Here is a 16,536-nt window from a genome sequence, read left to right as displayed (position 1 = left end):
ATTTACTATGTTCACATTACAGGATGTCCATGAAACTAACCGCATGATCGAAGAGAACAAGCTTGATATCCGGACAATTACTATGGGTATCAGCCTGCGCGACTGCGGCCACCCCGATATTAAAGTTCTTTGCCAAAACATTTATGACAAGGTGACCCGAACTGCTGAAAAACTGGTCAAGACCGGTGAAGATATAGAGGCCGAATACGGTATTCCTATTATCAATAAACGTATTTCGGTAACCCCGATTGCTATCGCTGCCGAGAGCTGTCGCTCTGATAGCTATGTTGCAGTGGCGCAGGCGCTGGACGCTGCCGCCAAGGAAGTAGGCGTAAACTTTATCGGCGGCTTCTCGGCGCTTGTTGAAAAAGGCTATACTAATGGTGATCGTATACTGATCCGCTCTATTCCTGAGGCTTTGGCCGTGACTGAGCGGGTATGTTCCTCCGTCAATCTGGGCTCAACCAAAGCCGGCATTAATATGGACTGTGTTCGCGAAATGGGCGAGATTATCAAACGTACGGCTGAACTAACGAAAGACAGAGATGCATTAGGCTGTGCTAAATTAGTGGTATTTGCCAATGTGCCTGAGGACAACCCCTTTATGGCCGGCGCTTTTCACGGTGTGGGCGAGCCTGAAACCACTATTCATGTCGGTGTAAGCGGCCCAGGTGTTGTTAAGCGGGCACTGGAAGATGTACGCGGGCGGGATTTTAGCACAGTAGCTGAAACCATAAAACGCACTGCTTTTAAGATTACCCGTGTTGGCCAATTGGTGGCACAGGAAGCTGCACGGCGGTTAGGCCATCCCTTTGGTATTATTGATTTGTCCCTGGCGCCGACACCGGCGGTGGGCGACAGCGTGGCGCATATTCTGGAAGAAATGGGTATCGAAAGCTGTGGCGCGCCTGGCACAACAGCGGCCTTGGCACTCTTGAACGATGCAGTCAAAAAAGGCGGCCTGATGGCCTCCTCACATGTCGGCGGTCTGAGCGGAGCCTTTATCCCGGTTAGTGAAGATGCCGGTATGATTGCTGCTGTTGAGCGCGGCAGTCTGTCTTTAGAGAAGCTGGAAGCTATGACTTGCGTATGCTCGGTTGGTCTTGACATGATTGCCGTACCTGGCGATACTTCAGCAGCCACCATTTCAGCAATTATTGCTGACGAGGCAGCCATTGGCATGATTAATAACAAGACAACGGCAGTGCGAATTATCCCCGTACCGGGCAAAACCGTGGGCGACACTGTTGAATTTGGCGGTCTATTGGGTTATAGCCCAATAATTCCGGTTAGTAAGTTTAAATCAGACGACTTTATTGCCCGGGGCGGAAGAATTCCGGCCCCTATCCGCAGTCTGACTAACTAAAAAAGAGTATAATAAAGGCGAGATTGCTACGATAATGAAGCAATCTCGCCTTTTTTGATTTATTCCGGGTTTAGAATGTTTCGTTTGCCTCCCGGTGTTTTACAATGGCATCAAGCCTGGCCTCGTTTGTTTGGGCTCCGGTCCACAGTTCCTTAAACGCAGTCGAGCTTTTGAAGCTGGCGCTCCAGAGAAAGGAACCGTCAGGTGTGTAGTAAGCAAAGATGGCCCCCTGGTTTAAGCTCTTCGGCATGGTGCCCTCGTCATCGGTAATTAAGGCATAATTGCCTTCCGGGGTAAGCTCAATGCCAAGCACAATCAGTCCATCCTCGATTTCTGTTTCTTCAAAACCCAGCGATTCATAAAACTCTAAAATAGGTTCACTGCTCATTACTTATCATCTCCATATTCCAATTTTAATGGGTACCCTTGCCATATTAAAGGGTTTGAGCCCTCTAACGTTGAATTAAGCCATGAGAATGACTAAAAAGGGACATAATTAAATGGGGTGATCAGTGTGGATCATACGATTGATTTATTCAGCGTGATTGACAGGCTTAAACAGCTTGTTGTAGAAATAGGCAAGCTCCAAAAGGAGAGCTTAGGGAGAGCTAATCTAGCTTTTGATGTAAAATCAACCGCTATTGATATTGTCACCGAAATTGACAAAAAATCAGAAGAAAAAATAATTGCTTTTGTCAAAGAATATTATCCCTCCCATGCAATACTTGCTGAAGAGTCTGGACGGTCGGAGGCTCAGTCGGACTATTTATGGATTATTGACCCACTGGATGGTACAACAAACTATGCCCAGGGGCTGCCGATATTCTCGATCTCAATTTCCCTTGAATATCGCGGACAAACGATTCTCGGCATGGTTTATGCGCCTGTCCTTGACGAGTTATATTATGCGGTGCGCGGGCAAGGTGCATTCTTAAATAACCGGCCTATTCATGTCTCAAACAAAACCCAACTGCTGGACAGCGTGCTGGCAACAGGGTTCCCCTATGATGTGGCAGAACATCCAGCCAATAATATAAACTATTTTACCAGGTTATTGCCAAAAACGCGAGCAATACGAAGATTTGGCTCAGCTGCCTACGATTTGGCCAGTGTGGCTTGCGGCCGCTTTGACGGCTACTGGGAACTAAATCTTTCGCCTTGGGATGCGGCAGCCGGAATTTTGCTGGTGGAGGAAGCCGGTGGTAGTGTTATATCTTTCCGAGAAGACAGGAAGGTTTCCATTATTGCTGGTAATAATACCATAGTGGGCCAAGTTTATGACGAGATAAAGTGAGACTTAGCTTCAGGTGGGGTTTTAACCCCATCTGAAGTTTAGTCGACCTTATCCAGGGACTTAGCCGCTCTTAACTCCCACTTGTAGAAGATGGGAGTCTTAGAGCGGCTTGGTCATCGGATAAAACAGTTGCAATAGCTGGAGGTTGAATGTACACAATTATGACTACAAACTTTGAACAATTAGGGCTGATAGCGTCTCTGGCCGCAGGGCTAACCACTGCAGGCATCTCTGTTCCGACTGCCATCCAGGTAGAAGTTATACCGGCAGCGCTGGCAGGCAAAGACATTATTGGACAATCGCCTACTGGCACAGGTAAAACATTGGCTTATCTTTTGCCGCTCTTTCAAAAAATTGATACTGCTAAACGCGAGACGCAGGCTCTTATTCTCGCACCAACCCATGAATTAGCTATTCAGATACAGCGGCAAATCGAATTATTGGTAAAAAATTCAGGCCTGCCGGTAACTGCGACCCCCATTATTGGCGATGTCAACATTACGCGGCAAATTGATAAATTAAAAGAAAAGCCGCATATCATTACAGGTTCGAGCGGGCGAATCCTTGAACTGGTACAAAAGAAGAAGATCAACACGCAGACAATTAAAACAATTATTCTTGATGAAGCAGACCGGCTGCTTGATGATAAAAACGCTGACAATGTCAAAGCAGTCATCAAGACTACGCAAAAAGACCGGCAGATGCTGGCCTTTTCGGCGACAATACCACCGTTAGCACTGAGCCGGGTGCAAGAACTTATGCACAGCCCTGTTGAAATACTATCAGAGCAGAGTAAGACCCAGAATAAGCCTGATATTGAGCATGTATATTTTGTATCAGACCGGCGGGATAAATTTGAGGTGCTGCGCAAAATAGTCAATAGCATTAATATTGACCAGGCCCTTGTGTTCATCAATCGCAGTGATGACGTGGAACTGACTGTTGACAAGCTTAACTATCACGGCTTAATAGCGGCTGGTATCCATGGAAAATTTCTCAAAGAAGACCGGAAAAAAGCCATGGAAGGGTTCCGCAGCGCTAAGCTTCAACTGCTTGTTGCCTCAGACTTGGCCGCCCGGGGGCTTGACATCCCAGGGGTTGAATATGTCTTTCATTTAGACTTGCCGGAAGACCCGGAGGTTTATTTGCACCGGTCCGGACGGACCGGGCGGGCCGGGGAAAGTGGAGTGTCTATCTCGATTATCACACCACGGGAAGCTACCCTAATTGATCGCTATGAGAAAGTTTTACAAATAAAAATGCTACCCAAACACGTTACTCACGGTAAAGTTTTCGATAAGAAAACTGCCAAGAAGCCTAAATAACCAATGCTAAACGGTACTGGTGAACCAGTACCGTTTAATAATGTCCAGACGGCATTATTTATCGCCGATATTCCATGGATTCATTAATATTCCGATTACTCTTATTAGTGGCAAATACGCCAATGATTATGGTAAAATGTAAGACGGTATATAAGAATGGTTGAGGTGCGACTTTGAGATTATACATTGCAGAAAAACCGAGCATGGCAGCCGAAATCGCCAAATGCCTGCCAGGGCCGGTAAGCCGCAAAGACGGATATATCAATACAGGCGGCGGCATAATTACTTGGGGCTATGGACATATTTTGCGTCAGGCAGAGCCGGACGAATATGACCCAAAGTATGGGAAATGGCGAGCAGAGGATCTGCCGATTATTCCGCAAAGCTGGAAGCTGCTTGTGGCCGATTCCTGTAAAAAACAATTTGAGATCATCAAAAACTTGATTGACCAGGCGAGCGAAATTGTTCATGCCGGTGACCCTGACCGTGAGGGACAATTACTTATAGATGAAGTACTCGACTATGTAAATAACCAGAAGCCGGTACGCCGGATTCTCTTAAATGCACTTGATGAGCAGAGTATCAAAAAAGCCATTAACAGTCTTCGTGATAACCAGGATTTTTATAACCTGAAGCAATCGGCCCTGGCCAGAACGCGCGCTGACTGGCTTATTGGTATGAACCTATCCCGCGCATATACCCTGGCTGCGCAGCAGGCAGGACACAGAACTACACTGCCAGTGGGTCGGGTCAAGACCCCCACGCTGGCGCTTGTTGTCCGCCGGGAACGTGAGATTGAAGGGTTTAAACAGGCTGACTACTTCACTGTCAAAGCTGATTTTGGGCATGATGACACCGTGTTTACGGCTTATTGGAAGCCGCGGGAGAATCAGCCAGGCCTTGATACTGAAGGCCGGCTAGCGGATAAGTCCATTGCTCAGGCCTTGCTGGAAATGCTGCAGGCGGCCACGGAACCTGCGGCGGTTATCTTATGCGAAACAACCGAAAAAAAGGAACCGCAGCGCCTGCCGCTGGCTCTGTCGACACTGCAGGTTATGGCAGGTAAGAAATTTGGCTATGACCCGCAACTGGTGCTGGATACAGCGCAGAAGCTGTATGAGAAGAAACTGACAACATATCCGCGTTCTGATTGCGAATTTTTGCCTGAGTCTCAGCATGATGATGCCGGAGTGATTCTGCAAAACCTAATCGGCCTGGCCCACACAGAACTGGCAGGTTGGTCTGGCAAGGCCGAACCTATGACGAAAAGCCGGGCTTGGAACGATAAAAAAATCACAGCCCACCATGCGATCATTCCAACGGTAGAGCGATGCAATTTTGCCACCTTAAGCGACACCGAGAGGAATATCTATTTTCTTGTTGCTCAAGCCTATATTGCCCAATTTTATCCAGTGCATGTCTTTGACCAAACGCGGGCTGAACTGGACTATGCCGGTGAAAGATTTACAGCCAATGGCCGGATTATCAAGGAATTGGGCTGGAAAGAAGTGTATAGTGCCGAGGTTGAAGAGAAAAAAGAGGATGACAGCACAACACTGCCACCTATGGCAAAAGGTGATCAGCCTTTATTTGTGAAGGCTTCGGCTGAGAAAAAGTCAACGAAAGCGCCAGGGCGGTTTACGGCAGCCACCTTATTGGCGGCTATGAAAGAAATTCATAAATATGTAAAAAATCCAGACCTAAAAAAACAGCTCAAGGATGTAGCAGGCATTGGTACGGAGGCTACCCGTGCCACGATCATTAAAGAGCTGACTGAACGCGGTTTTTTGCGGGAGGAAACCAAGAAAAAATATCTCAAACCAACCGAACCCGCGTATTTGCTTGTTGATATTCTGCCGGAAGAGATTACATATCCTGATTTTACCGCCTTGTGGGAAGATATCCTGCACCAGATGGCTGCCGGCAATGCGAGTCTGGACACCTTCCTGGGGCAGCAGGCCCGTTTTGCGTCAAGTCTTTGCACTAAGGCGAAAGGCGCTGCCATCCCGCTAAAAGGTGAGCATCATTGCCCGCGTTGCCGCAAAGGGGTACTGCAGTTAAGAAACGGCAAGCACGGCAAGTTTTGGGGATGTTCGCGCTACCCGGCCTGCCGGGGTTCCTATGATGACAAGAATGACAAGCCGGATATACCACAACAGGCAAAAGGACAAGGACAAGGGCAAGGCTAATTACGCCTTGCCCTTGGATATTTTACGTTTGTCGCTATGTTTTTTGCTGCCAGCGGCTCCCGTAGCGGGTTTCGGTTTACGGCGGCTTCGGAGATTATTTCCGCCATGGCTGTCTACTTTTTTATCACCGGTCTTCTTCTCAGCCACTGGTTTTTCTATAATCTTCTTCGGTGCCGCAGCGATTACGCTTTTGCTGGCGTTTTTAATTACTTTTTGGCCGTTGGCTTTGTACTTTTCGATAGATGATTTAATACCCTGCTCAATCATCCGCAAATATAGGTGTTCACCTGGGGCAACAAACGTAATGGCTGTCCCGGTTTGACCAGCCCGTCCGGTTCGGCCGATGCGGTGAATGTAGCTTTCAGGGTCATGAGAGATATCATAACTAAAAACATGGGTCACGCCTTCAATATCCAGGCCACGGGCGGCAATATCTGTTGCAACTAAGATCTGTAGTTTAGCCTCGCTAAAGCGTTTCATAACCTGAGTACGCTTAGCCTGTGACAAGTCTCCGTGTAACTCATCAGATTTGTAGCCGCGCTGAATGAGTGCAGTATTAACAGCTTTGGCCCGGTCTTTGGTATGGCAAAATACAATGGCCAGATAAGGCTGGGATTCATCAATCATGCTGCAGAGTTTGTCAAGCTTGCCTGCCTCAGGCAGTTCAATGATAATCTGTTTAATCTCATCTAAGGTTACGTTCTGGGTTTGAATGTGGATATCTGCCGGTTTAGTCATGTAACGCGTCGCTAATGCCCGGACTTTCGGAGGCATTGTGGCAGAGAATAGCATGGTTTGGCGTTTGGGAGAAGTCAATTGAATAACTTCCTCTACCTCATCTAAAAAGCCCATGTGGAGCATCTGGTCAGCCTCATCCAGCACCAACTTTGATACCCCTGAAAGCACAAGCGTTTTGCGGCGGACATGGTCGAGCAGTCGGCCCGGAGTGCCAATCACAAGGTGGGGGTGCCCGCGCAGTTTGCGAATTTGTTCGTCCACATCCTGGCCACCGTAAACAGATAACACATTAATATCAAGTACGTCAGCGATTTTTTTTGCCTCTGCCGTGATTTGCAGCGTCAATTCGCGGGTCGGGGCAACAATCAGGGCTTGGACATGCGGCGCCGCTCCCCTTATTTTTTCTAAAATTGGTAGCAAAAACGCCAGCGTCTTGCCTGTACCTGTCTGGGATTGGGCAATTACGTCTTTACCTGCCATTAACACCGGAATGGTTTGTACTTGTACAGGGGTAGGACGGGTAATGCCAGATTCTTTTAAAAATTGAGTCAGTTCAGGGCGAATGCCTAACGCTGAAAAGTTTGTCGACATCAGAGAACACCTTTCTTTTCTGAAAATATGCCGTTAGTTCAGTTTGTGCAAGCCACAGAGAGGCTATGCGTGAATAAAAATATAATATACTACTATTTTCCATAAAAGTAAAGAGTTTTTCTTCAATAAACCTGAGATTTGTGTTAGAATGAAGAAAATTGAACAAAAAGGACTGTAATATGAACTTACTATCAATAGAAAACCTGTCCAAAACTTATGGCGAGAAAGTCTTATTCGGCCAGGTTACCTTTGGCGTTGACGACGGGGATAAAATCGGTCTGATTGGGGTCAATGGCACAGGGAAATCAACATTTTTAAAAGTTGTCGCCGGGGTAGAGCAAGCAGACTCAGGCAAAATAATGATTGGCAGCAGTGTACAGATAGAATATTTACCGCAAAATCCCGAATTTGATGCCAAGGCCACAGTACTTGAGCAAGTATTTAAAGGCCATTCACCGGTAATGCAGGTTTTAAGAGAGTATGAGCAAGCTTTGACCGAGGCTCAGCATTATCCAGCAGATGTTGAACGCCAAAAGCGGCTCATTGTATTGACACAGCAGATGGATACCCAAAATGCGTGGCAGCTTGAAAGCGACGCCAAGACTATTCTTACCAAGCTGGGGATTACTGATTTTGCGGCAAGTGTCAGCATTCTGTCCGGTGGTCAGCGAAAACGGGTGGCGTTAGCCAGTGCGCTCATTAATCCAGCCGACTTGTTAATCTTGGATGAACCGACCAACCATATTGATAACGATACTGTAGCCTGGCTGGAACAGTATCTGCACAAACGTAAAGGCGCACTCTTAATGATTACCCATGACCGGTACTTCCTTGACAGGGTAACAAACCGAATCATTGAACTGGATAAAGGCAAGTTGTATACATATACCGGTAACTATAGCAGGTTCCTGGAGTCCAAGGCTGATCGGGAAGAACAATTGGAAGCCAGTGAACGCAAACGTCAAAATATATTAAGAAATGAGCTGGCCTGGATCAGACGCGGGGCACAGGCGCGCAGCACCAAACAAAAGGCCAGAATCGAAAGATTCGAAGAGCTCAGCGCCCAGACCCCGGAAGCCGGTAATGGCCAATTGGAGATAACTGTCGGCGCCAGCCGGCTGGGCCGCAAGACTGTCGAGCTAGAGCATATCAGCCATGCCTTTGGCGGCAACATCCTAATCAATGACTTTAACTATATTATCCTCAAGGATGACAGGGTAGGGATAGTTGGGCCTAACGGTAGCGGCAAATCCACATTACTCAATATGATTGCCGGGGCACTGACTCCTGACAACGGCAAAGTGGAAGTTGGCCAGACCGTAAAAATCGGCTATTTTTCTCAGGAAAGCAGCGAAATGAACCAAGATCTACGGGTTATTGAATATATTAGAGAAGAAGCTCACTTTTTGCCTACGGCAGATGGTGGTACGATCAGCGCAGCGCAACTCTTAGAACGTTTCCTGTTTTCGCCGAATCTCCAATGGACACCTATTGCTAAGTTATCAGGCGGGGAAAAACGCCGCCTGTATCTGCTCCGGGTGTTGATGAGTGCGCCTAATGTCCTGCTCCTGGATGAGCCCACCAATGACCTGGATATCCAGACCTTAACCATTCTGGAAGATTATCTTGACGACTTTCCTGGTGCTGTCATTGTGGTGTCTCATGACAGGTATTTTCTTGACCGAATTGTTGATAAAGTATTTGCCTTTGAAGGCAAGGGCAAGATTACACAGTATACTGGGAATTATTCGGACTATCAGGATAAAATCAGTGTAGTTGAATCAGACGCCGCTGAAAAGGCCAAAAGTGTTGCAGATAAGAGACCGGTTGCTGCGGACAAGCCCAAAGAACGTCCCAATAAACTGTCTTTTAAAGAGCAGCGGGAGTACGAACAGATAGAAGCGATAATTGCCGGGGTTGAGCAAGAACTAGCCCAGGTGGCCGAAGGTCTTAATACCGCCGGCAGTAACTTTGAATTGCTGCAAGAGCTTACCGGCAGGCAGCAGCAGTTGGAAGGACGGCTTGACGAACTGCTCAACCGCTGGACATATCTTAATGAACTTGTGGAAGAATTCAATAACAGATAAGATAAAGGAGTCAGTAGAGCGCGCTATGAACATACAGATATTTGGTATAAAAAAATGCCAGGATACCAGAAAAGCTGAGCGTTATTTCAAGGAGCGAAAAATAGCTTTTCAGTTTATTGATCTAACAGTGCGCGGCTTAAGCAAGGGTGAACTGGATAAAGTGAGGGTGTCAGTCGGCGGGCTGGAGAGCCTTATTGATAAAACCGGCAAAGAATATGAAAAACGCAATCTGAAGTATCTGGTACATAATGTGGAAGAGATGCTGCTTACTCATCCGCTGCTGTTAAAGACCCCGGTAGTACGGAACGGCGCCAAAGCTACAGTTGGCTATTGCCCTGAAATTTGGGGGAGCTGGAGCTAATTTATAAATGGGAGACAAGAACATATGCTAGAAATGGCGCGCAAAGTGCTAAAAAAATATTACGGTTATGACGAATTCCGGCCAGGACAGGCTAAAGTTATTGCCAGTTTGCTTAATGGTAAGGACACTGTAGCTATTATGCCCACCGGGGCGGGAAAATCACTGTGCTTTCAAATCCCGGCGATGCTATTGCCAGGTATTACGGTCGTGGTTTCACCGCTTATCTCGCTTATGAAAGACCAAGTGGATGCGCTAACCGAACAGGGGATACCGGCTACCTTTATCAACAGCTCACTGACAGGCTCAGAGGCTGGGAGGCGGCTGCAGCATATGCGTGCCGGCCGGTATAAGCTGGTATATGTAGCTCCTGAACGACTGACTGCCGACTGGTTTCAAACGGCAGTAGGTGAACTTAACATCAGTATGCTGGCGATTGACGAAGCCCACTGTGTTTCACAATGGGGCCATGATTTCCGACCAAGCTACCGGAACGTTAGCACATTTATTGCGAATTTACCCAATCGTCCAGTCATTGGTGCATTTACAGCCACGGCAACACCCGAGGTTAAGACCGATATTTCGAGCTTACTGGCGTTGCATTGGCCACAGGTCCATATAACAGGGTTTGACCGGCCTAATTTGTCCTTTACAGTCATGCGCGGCGAGAACAAGCAGCAGTTTGTTCTGCAATATATTAAGGCAAATACCAACCAATCAGGTATTATCTATGCGGCAACCCGCAAAGAGGTTGATGGTTTATATGAGCTGCTGCGTAAAAAAGGCTATGCCGCCGGCCGGTATCATGCCGGGTTAAGTGATGATGAACGCATGTCTCAGCAGGAGCGATTCCTCTATGACGATATCCGGGTTATGGTGGCGACAAATGCTTTTGGCATGGGTATCGACAAATCCAATGTACGCTATGTTGTGCACTATAACATGCCGAAAAATATGGAATCGTATTATCAAGAGGCTGGGCGCAGCGGGCGGGATGGCGAACCGGGTGAATGTATCCTGCTGTTCGGGCCGCAGGACCCGCTCTTACAACGATTTTTGATTGATAAGTCGGTAGAACATCCTGAGCGCAAACAGCATGAACTTAAGAAACTGCAGGAGATGGTGGATTACTGTCATACCCCTGACTGTCTGCGGCAATATATATTGAGCTATTTTGGCGAACCGGCAGTAGGCTCAGGCTGCGGTCATTGCGGCAACTGCACTGCTGACGGTGAACAGGTGGATATTACAGTAGATGCCCAAAAAGTCTTTTCCTGCGTTTACCGTATGAAAGAGCGTTTTGGCATTTCTGTGATTGCTGATGTGCTTAAAGGCTCTAAAAATAAAAAAGTCCAGCAACTGGGCTTTGACCGGTTGCCGACCTATGGGTTGATGGCCGAACGCACGCTGCAGGATATTAAGACATTAGTGCAGCGGCTGGTAGCCACAGGGTATCTGCGCTTGACCGAAAGTGAGTATCCAGTGGTAAAGCTAGAGCCTGAGGCAATGACTGTACTTAGAAGTGAAGCTCAAGTATGGCAAAAGGTATTTACTGAACGCCAGCCGGTTGCTGATGATACCTTATTTGAGCTGCTGCGCGTGTGTCGTAAGCGGATTTCTGAGCGGGAAGGTGTACCGCCGTTTGTCGTGTTTGCCGATACAACCTTACGGGAAATGAGCCAGCACCGCCCGGCAGATCTTACTGCCATGCGGCAAGTCAAGGGTGTCGGCGAGCTAAAACTGCAGAAATATGGCGGAGAATTCTTAGCGGTTATAACCAAATATCTAGCAGAGAATATCGCTGTCGCTGGCAGTACAACTGCAGCAATCGACCATGAGCCGGCAAAAAAGGCGAAGGCGGCCGGCAAAAAGAGCAGCAGTAAAGCTGAGGCGGAACCCAGTCATGTAGTTACACTTGATATGTACCGGCAGGGGACTGATTTGGCCGAGATTGCCCAATTAAGGGATTTGACAATTAACACTGTGCAAAACCATCTGGTTCGGTGCGCCCAGGAAGGGCATATTGTTGATTGGGATAGGCTTATCCCTGTCCAGTATGAAGAATTAATTATTGTAAAGATAAAAGAGATTGGTTGCAAACAGTTAAAGCCGCTTAAAGACGTCTTGCCTGATGCTGTGAGCTATGCCGCAATTAAAGCGGTGTTATGCAAGCATTTCGACGCTGCAGGGAATTAAAGGGGTAAGCTAGGAATATTATATTGCTAGAGTAAGAGACCAGATTCATGAACGTTTTTAGCGGGAGAGTTTCTTATGAACAAAAAAGCGGTGGAATGGCTATACCAACAGTTGCCGGAACTTGTGGCTAAGGGAATCATTACGGCTGAAAGCGCTGAACGGATAAAAAATCACTATGGCCCTGTTACTGACAACACCGGGACCAGGACGTTCCTCGTTATCTTCGGCGTTATTGGCGCTCTATTGGTAGGGCTTGGCATTATCCTGATTTTGGCTCATAACTGGGCTCAGTTGACCAAGATAAACCGCCTGGCAATTTCAATTAGCCTGCTTGTAGCAGCCCAGGTAATTGCCGGAGGCGTGCTCTGGTTCAAACGGGACAGTATAGCATGGCGTGAAGGGGCAGCTACCTTGCTGATGCTGATGGTTGGCGCAGCGATGGCGTTAGTCGGGCAGACCTACCATTTGGTGGAAGACACTGATGCCTTTCTGCTTACCTGGATGCTGCTGTCGCTGCCTTTGATATACTTAATGAATGCGGTCAGTGTAGCAATATTGTATACTGTCGGAATAACTTTCTGGACAGGGGGTCATTTTGGTATAGGCAAGCAGCTCATCTGGGCATTACTCGGTGTAGCTATGCCATATTATTGGGGGCTGCTAAAAAACAGCCGCTATGCTAATACGACCGTTATTTTGTCGTGGGTCTTGACGATCTGTTTCTATTTTTGTTTTGCAGCAGCTTTTTCAGGCTATCTGGACCGGCTGGGGCTGCTCATTTATAGCGCGTTATTTGGCCTAACGTATCTGGCCGGAGAGCTATGGTTTACCAGTCCGGACCACGGCTGGTGCATGCCGTTTAAAGCAATAGGTCTGGCCGGGAGTATCGGTTTAACTTTTATCCTGACCTTCAATGACGTCTGGCGGCATGTAGCCTCAGGCTGGAACTCGGTGCCGCCGGTATCCTATTTAATAGCCTCTGTACTCTTGGTCATGGTGATTGGCGGTAATCTTATGCTGGTCAAGAGAACAGACAGGGAATCCAGGAAGTTCTCTTTGATACCCTGTGTCGTTGGACTGGCGTATCTAGTCCAGTTTTATGATAGAAGTGGTTTAGGAGCTGCAATTATTTTGAACGGTTATATGCTGGGGCTGAGCATCAGTATTATCTCTAAAGGGGTGCGGGAACACCGCCTTGGCATTGTAAATCTTGGTATGATCATGATGACAGCGCTGATTGTTGCCCGTTTTTTTGATATTGATTTAAGTTTTGTCGTGCGCGGAGTGATATTTGTCTTAATTGGCATCGGTTTTCTTGTTGCCAATGTGGTTTTAGTTCGCCGCAAAGCGGGGTGGCAAAATGAAAAGTAAGAAACTGCTGCTTAGTTTATTTATCGGTGTTGCCTTGCTTCAGGCAGCTGTACCGCTGTACATGGCCTGGCGATGGGAAAACGTTCTGCAGACCGGACGCCAGTTTTACTGGCAAACAGCTCCGGTGGACCCGTATGATGCTTTCAAGGGGCGCTATGTTGACCTTAGATTTAAGGAAAACGCCGGCCCGATTATCGATCATGACAACTTGATAATGGGACAGATGGTATATGCCATTATTGATGAGAACGCAGAGGGTAAAGCGTACATCAGCGGGGTTAGCGTCAACCGTCCGGAAAAAGGCTCCTATGTAAAAGTTAGGGCATATGCCAATAGTCAAAATACCGCACATGTGATCTTGCCGTTTACACGGTATTATCTACCTGAAGACCTGGCACCTGCTGCCGAAGACGCCTATCGGAAGAGCGCTGGCAAAACAGGGGTTGCGGCCGTCCGTATCAAAGATGGCTATGGCGTTGTCGAGCAGCTATATATTGGTGAAAAAACGCTTTATGAATTTTTGCGGCAGTCGCAGTAAGGATTATTGAATATTTATGGCATATACGTATATTGTTCAATGTGCTGACGGCACTTTCTACACAGGCTGGACAACCAATCTTGAAACAAGGGTGGCAGCGCATAACTCAGGCAATGGCGCCCGGTATACCCGCAGTCGTCTGCCTGTTGCCTTGATCTACTATGAACTTCAGCCCAATGAAAGCCAGGCCCGGAAACGGGAATGTGCAATAAAATGCATGAGCCGCAAAGCAAAGGAAGTGCTTGTTGCTGGTTTTACAATAGCTTAACTATTGCTTACAATTCTAAAAGACAGCCTACGCCTCTGCTATTTTTAATTAGGTTGCCTTGGCTGCCAAGCTTTTGGCGCAAACGGTATATTAGCAGATTTATTTCATCAAGACCGACATTAGGAACTTCATTGGCCGTAAGTATCCGCTCTGGCCATACGTTAGTTCTGATATGATCATAATGGACAGTCTGGTTAAAATTCGAATATAGTAGTAGCAGTAGTTGCCATTCTTTTGGAGAAAGGGCAATTCTGTTGCTGTTGACAAAACACTGCCTTTTCTGGATATCTAGTTTTAGCTTTCCTGTGTCTGGTAAAGACAGGGCTGAATGATAATTTGTATTGCTAAGCTCCAGTGTTGCATCGTCAGGGTTTTCCGGACTAATATAGCGCAGCACAACAGCGCCCTGAGCGAGAATAATTTTATCATTATGCTTAAGCGCAATTGGCATGCCGGGAGTAACTGGTTGTTTATTAACCAGCGTACCATGTTTGCTGTGTAAATCAGTCAAAACGGTTTCATTTTCGTTGATTTGGAGTAAGCAGTGTTTGCGAGATATGAACTTGTTTTCAAAGCTAATATCAGGCTTCTCGGTGTGACCGGCGCGGCCTAGTACAACTTGCTCATGATTAAGCCCTATCTTATACCCAGGCTCATAAGGAAATCCCTTTTCTAATACAAGATAATTAGCCATAGCTACTCCTCTCTATATAGGACACATTAAAGAATCGCTAAACCCCTGGCGCAGATTCTTAATGAAGAATATATAAGCAGGAAAAGTCACCGTGTGAAACGGTGACTTTTCCATCAAAGCAGATCCAGTTCTTTTAGGATCAACTTTGATATTTCCCTGGCCTTGCCGCCATGAGCGTCTTGACCATTTAGAATATTAGTCGCGAAGAAATACTTATGACCATTTTTTTCAACACAGCCAACAAACCAGCCTAAACTATACTGACCATCCTGATAGGCTGAACCTGTTTTACCTGAGAGAACCAGGTCATTGCTTGTAGATAGAACAATAATCTTTCGAACCACAGCCATGTTGTCTGGTGCAAACGGCAGCTTATCATTATAAAGCTGTTTTAGTAATTCAACTTGTTCCCGGGCAGATATCTTTAAACTTGACCTTAGCCAAAACTGGTCAATACCGCCACTGATATCCTGATTGCCATATTGAAGCTTATTGATGTACTCCTCCATACGATCATTGCCGACTCTTCTGGCTACTTCTTGATAGTACCAGACAACAGAATTGGCAATAGCAGATGACAGGGTATGGTCACGGTTCCAGGCCGGAAAAGGGTATTGTTGACCATTCCATTTGATCAGAGTAAATACATCTTCTTTGTCGAGGACGCCGCTCTCAAGACCGATGAGCGAATTGAATATCTTAAAAGTAGAACAGGGACTAAGTCTGACACCGCTTTGCTGCTCGTTATAAATCGTATATCGATCGGAATCTTCGTCATATAAAACGAATGTTCCTTCATAACCTGTAAAAAACTTATTCAAATCGTCGCGAATTATGCTGCTGCTGGCCTGCCCGGAGCCAAGAGAGTTAAAACAGAAAATGATGGTTAAAAAGATTATCGTTAGGTAACGTTTCACTCAGATCTCCCCTTACTAACAAATATTGCCTGGCCAGGGCCCTAAATCTATAGTAACATGTGCAAGGGGTGGAATAAATAGACGGATAATTAAAAAACAATTACAATAATATATGGAAAGGGAACTGAGATTCATACTAATTCAGTGAACTGTTCCCCCAACAGCAGTTGATAGTAATAGAAAGTGCCTGTGCTGCATTGAAATGAGCGATAGGCAGGATAGGAGTATATTATGGACGGTACACAGCGAAAAAATATTACACCAGGCGCTAGAGTAAAGATTGTTCAAAAACCTCATCAACGGACAGGTCAGCTAACTGAAGGAATAGTAAAAGACATTCTGACAAGCAGCGCCGTGCATCACCGCGGCATCAAAGTCCGGCTAACAGACGGAGTTGTTGGCAGGGTTCAGGAAGTGTTAAATCGATAGACTCAAGAGAACCGTCCCCGTGAGTCTGACTCATGGGGACGGTTCGAAACCACTGAAGAATGCCATGTTTTAAGCAGTAATACCATCCCGGTGCAGAGCCGTTTGGGGCAAAAAGTCGGTTGTGGGCAAAATCGAGTACAAGTACGCAAATAAAAGGATACCAGTGCCGCGATCC

General features: G+C 46.8%; 15 protein-coding genes. 11 read left to right on the top strand and 4 right to left on the bottom strand.

All coding sequences use genetic code 11. The annotated features are described in order from the left end of the window. Positions 1 to 7 precede the first annotated feature (7 nt). On the top strand, positions 8 to 1,366 hold the full coding sequence (locus tag VN447_RS07885) for a PFL family protein (protein WP_325524492.1): 1,359 nt from the start codon (positions 8 to 10) through the stop codon (positions 1,364 to 1,366). A 70-nt stretch (positions 1,367 to 1,436) separates the two neighbouring features. On the opposite strand, the gene VN447_RS07880 is transcribed toward VN447_RS07885, so the two are convergent. Further along, entirely contained in the window at positions 1,437 to 1,754 is a 318-nt protein-coding gene (locus VN447_RS07880; protein WP_325524490.1) for a hypothetical protein, read from the bottom strand. A 126-nt stretch (positions 1,755 to 1,880) separates the two neighbouring features. Here VN447_RS07880 and VN447_RS07875 point away from each other — a divergent pair, with 126 nt between their 5' ends. From VN447_RS07875 to VN447_RS07865, 3 genes are all read left to right on the top strand, one after another. After that, entirely contained in the window at positions 1,881 to 2,660 is a 780-nt protein-coding gene (locus VN447_RS07875; protein WP_325524488.1) for an inositol monophosphatase family protein, read from the top strand. 149 nt (positions 2,661 to 2,809) lie between these two features. Beyond that, entirely contained in the window at positions 2,810 to 3,985 is a 1,176-nt protein-coding gene (locus VN447_RS07870; RefSeq protein WP_325524486.1) for a DEAD/DEAH box helicase, read from the top strand. A 173-nt stretch (positions 3,986 to 4,158) separates the two neighbouring features. After that, positions 4,159 to 6,174, top strand: coding sequence for a DNA topoisomerase III (locus VN447_RS07865; RefSeq protein ID WP_325524484.1), 2,016 nt, complete (start codon positions 4,159 to 4,161; stop codon positions 6,172 to 6,174). Here VN447_RS07865 and VN447_RS07860 read toward each other — a convergent pair whose 3' ends face one another. Continuing rightward, positions 6,175 to 7,503: a DEAD/DEAH box helicase gene (locus VN447_RS07860; protein ID WP_325524482.1), complete on the bottom strand. Its 1,329-nt coding sequence runs from the start codon at positions 7,501 to 7,503 to the stop codon at positions 6,175 to 6,177. It lies immediately after the preceding gene. Between the two features lie 179 nt (positions 7,504 to 7,682). Here VN447_RS07860 and VN447_RS07855 point away from each other — a divergent pair, with 179 nt between their 5' ends. The 6 genes from VN447_RS07855 to VN447_RS07830 all read left to right on the top strand — a co-directional run bounded on the left by VN447_RS07855 (position 7,683) and on the right by VN447_RS07830 (position 14,321). Beyond that, the gene (locus VN447_RS07855; RefSeq protein WP_325524480.1) at positions 7,683 to 9,590 is read left to right on the top strand and encodes an ABC-F family ATP-binding cassette domain-containing protein; all 1,908 of its coding nucleotides are present in this window, start codon (positions 7,683 to 7,685) and stop codon (positions 9,588 to 9,590) included. Between the two features lie 25 nt (positions 9,591 to 9,615). Beyond that, positions 9,616 to 9,951, top strand: a complete 336-nt coding sequence (locus tag VN447_RS07850) for an arsenate reductase family protein (protein ID WP_325524479.1) — start codon at positions 9,616 to 9,618, stop codon at positions 9,949 to 9,951. A 24-nt stretch (positions 9,952 to 9,975) separates the two neighbouring features. Further along, the gene (gene recQ / locus VN447_RS07845) at positions 9,976 to 12,144 is read left to right on the top strand and encodes a DNA helicase RecQ (RefSeq protein WP_325524478.1); all 2,169 of its coding nucleotides are present in this window, start codon (positions 9,976 to 9,978) and stop codon (positions 12,142 to 12,144) included. Between the two features lie 75 nt (positions 12,145 to 12,219). After that, positions 12,220 to 13,515, top strand: a complete 1,296-nt coding sequence (locus VN447_RS07840) for a DUF2157 domain-containing protein (protein WP_325524476.1) — start codon at positions 12,220 to 12,222, stop codon at positions 13,513 to 13,515. After that, positions 13,505 to 14,053, top strand: coding sequence for a GDYXXLXY domain-containing protein (locus VN447_RS07835; protein ID WP_325524474.1), 549 nt, complete (start codon positions 13,505 to 13,507; stop codon positions 14,051 to 14,053). The genes VN447_RS07840 and VN447_RS07835 overlap by 11 nt, the downstream gene beginning before the upstream one ends. Before the next feature lie 16 nt (positions 14,054 to 14,069). Next, positions 14,070 to 14,321: a GIY-YIG nuclease family protein gene (locus tag VN447_RS07830; protein WP_325524472.1), complete on the top strand. Its 252-nt coding sequence runs from the start codon at positions 14,070 to 14,072 to the stop codon at positions 14,319 to 14,321. A gap of 7 nt (positions 14,322 to 14,328) precedes the next feature. On the opposite strand, the gene VN447_RS07825 is transcribed toward VN447_RS07830, so the two are convergent. Both VN447_RS07825 and blaOXA read right to left on the bottom strand, forming a co-directional pair. After that, complete coding sequence (locus VN447_RS07825; protein WP_325524470.1) at positions 14,329 to 15,015, bottom strand: FHA domain-containing protein; 687 nt, start codon at positions 15,013 to 15,015, stop codon at positions 14,329 to 14,331. Between the two features lie 113 nt (positions 15,016 to 15,128). Continuing rightward, on the bottom strand, positions 15,129 to 15,932 hold the full coding sequence (gene blaOXA, locus VN447_RS07820) for a class D beta-lactamase (RefSeq protein WP_325524469.1): 804 nt from the start codon (positions 15,930 to 15,932) through the stop codon (positions 15,129 to 15,131). Between the two features lie 231 nt (positions 15,933 to 16,163). Between blaOXA and VN447_RS07815 the strand changes: the two genes are divergently transcribed. Next, positions 16,164 to 16,361 carry a YwbE family protein gene (locus tag VN447_RS07815; protein ID WP_325524467.1) on the top strand — a complete coding sequence of 66 codons (198 nt, stop codon included), beginning with the start codon at positions 16,164 to 16,166 and terminating at the stop codon, positions 16,359 to 16,361. Positions 16,362 to 16,536 lie beyond the last annotated feature (175 nt).

The organism is Sporomusa sp. (genome assembly GCF_035561155.1).
GTDB lineage: Bacteria > Bacillota > Negativicutes > Sporomusales > Sporomusaceae > Sporomusa.
The sequence above is the reverse complement of the archived record's forward strand: the minus strand, read 5'-3'. Positions and strand labels throughout refer to the sequence as shown.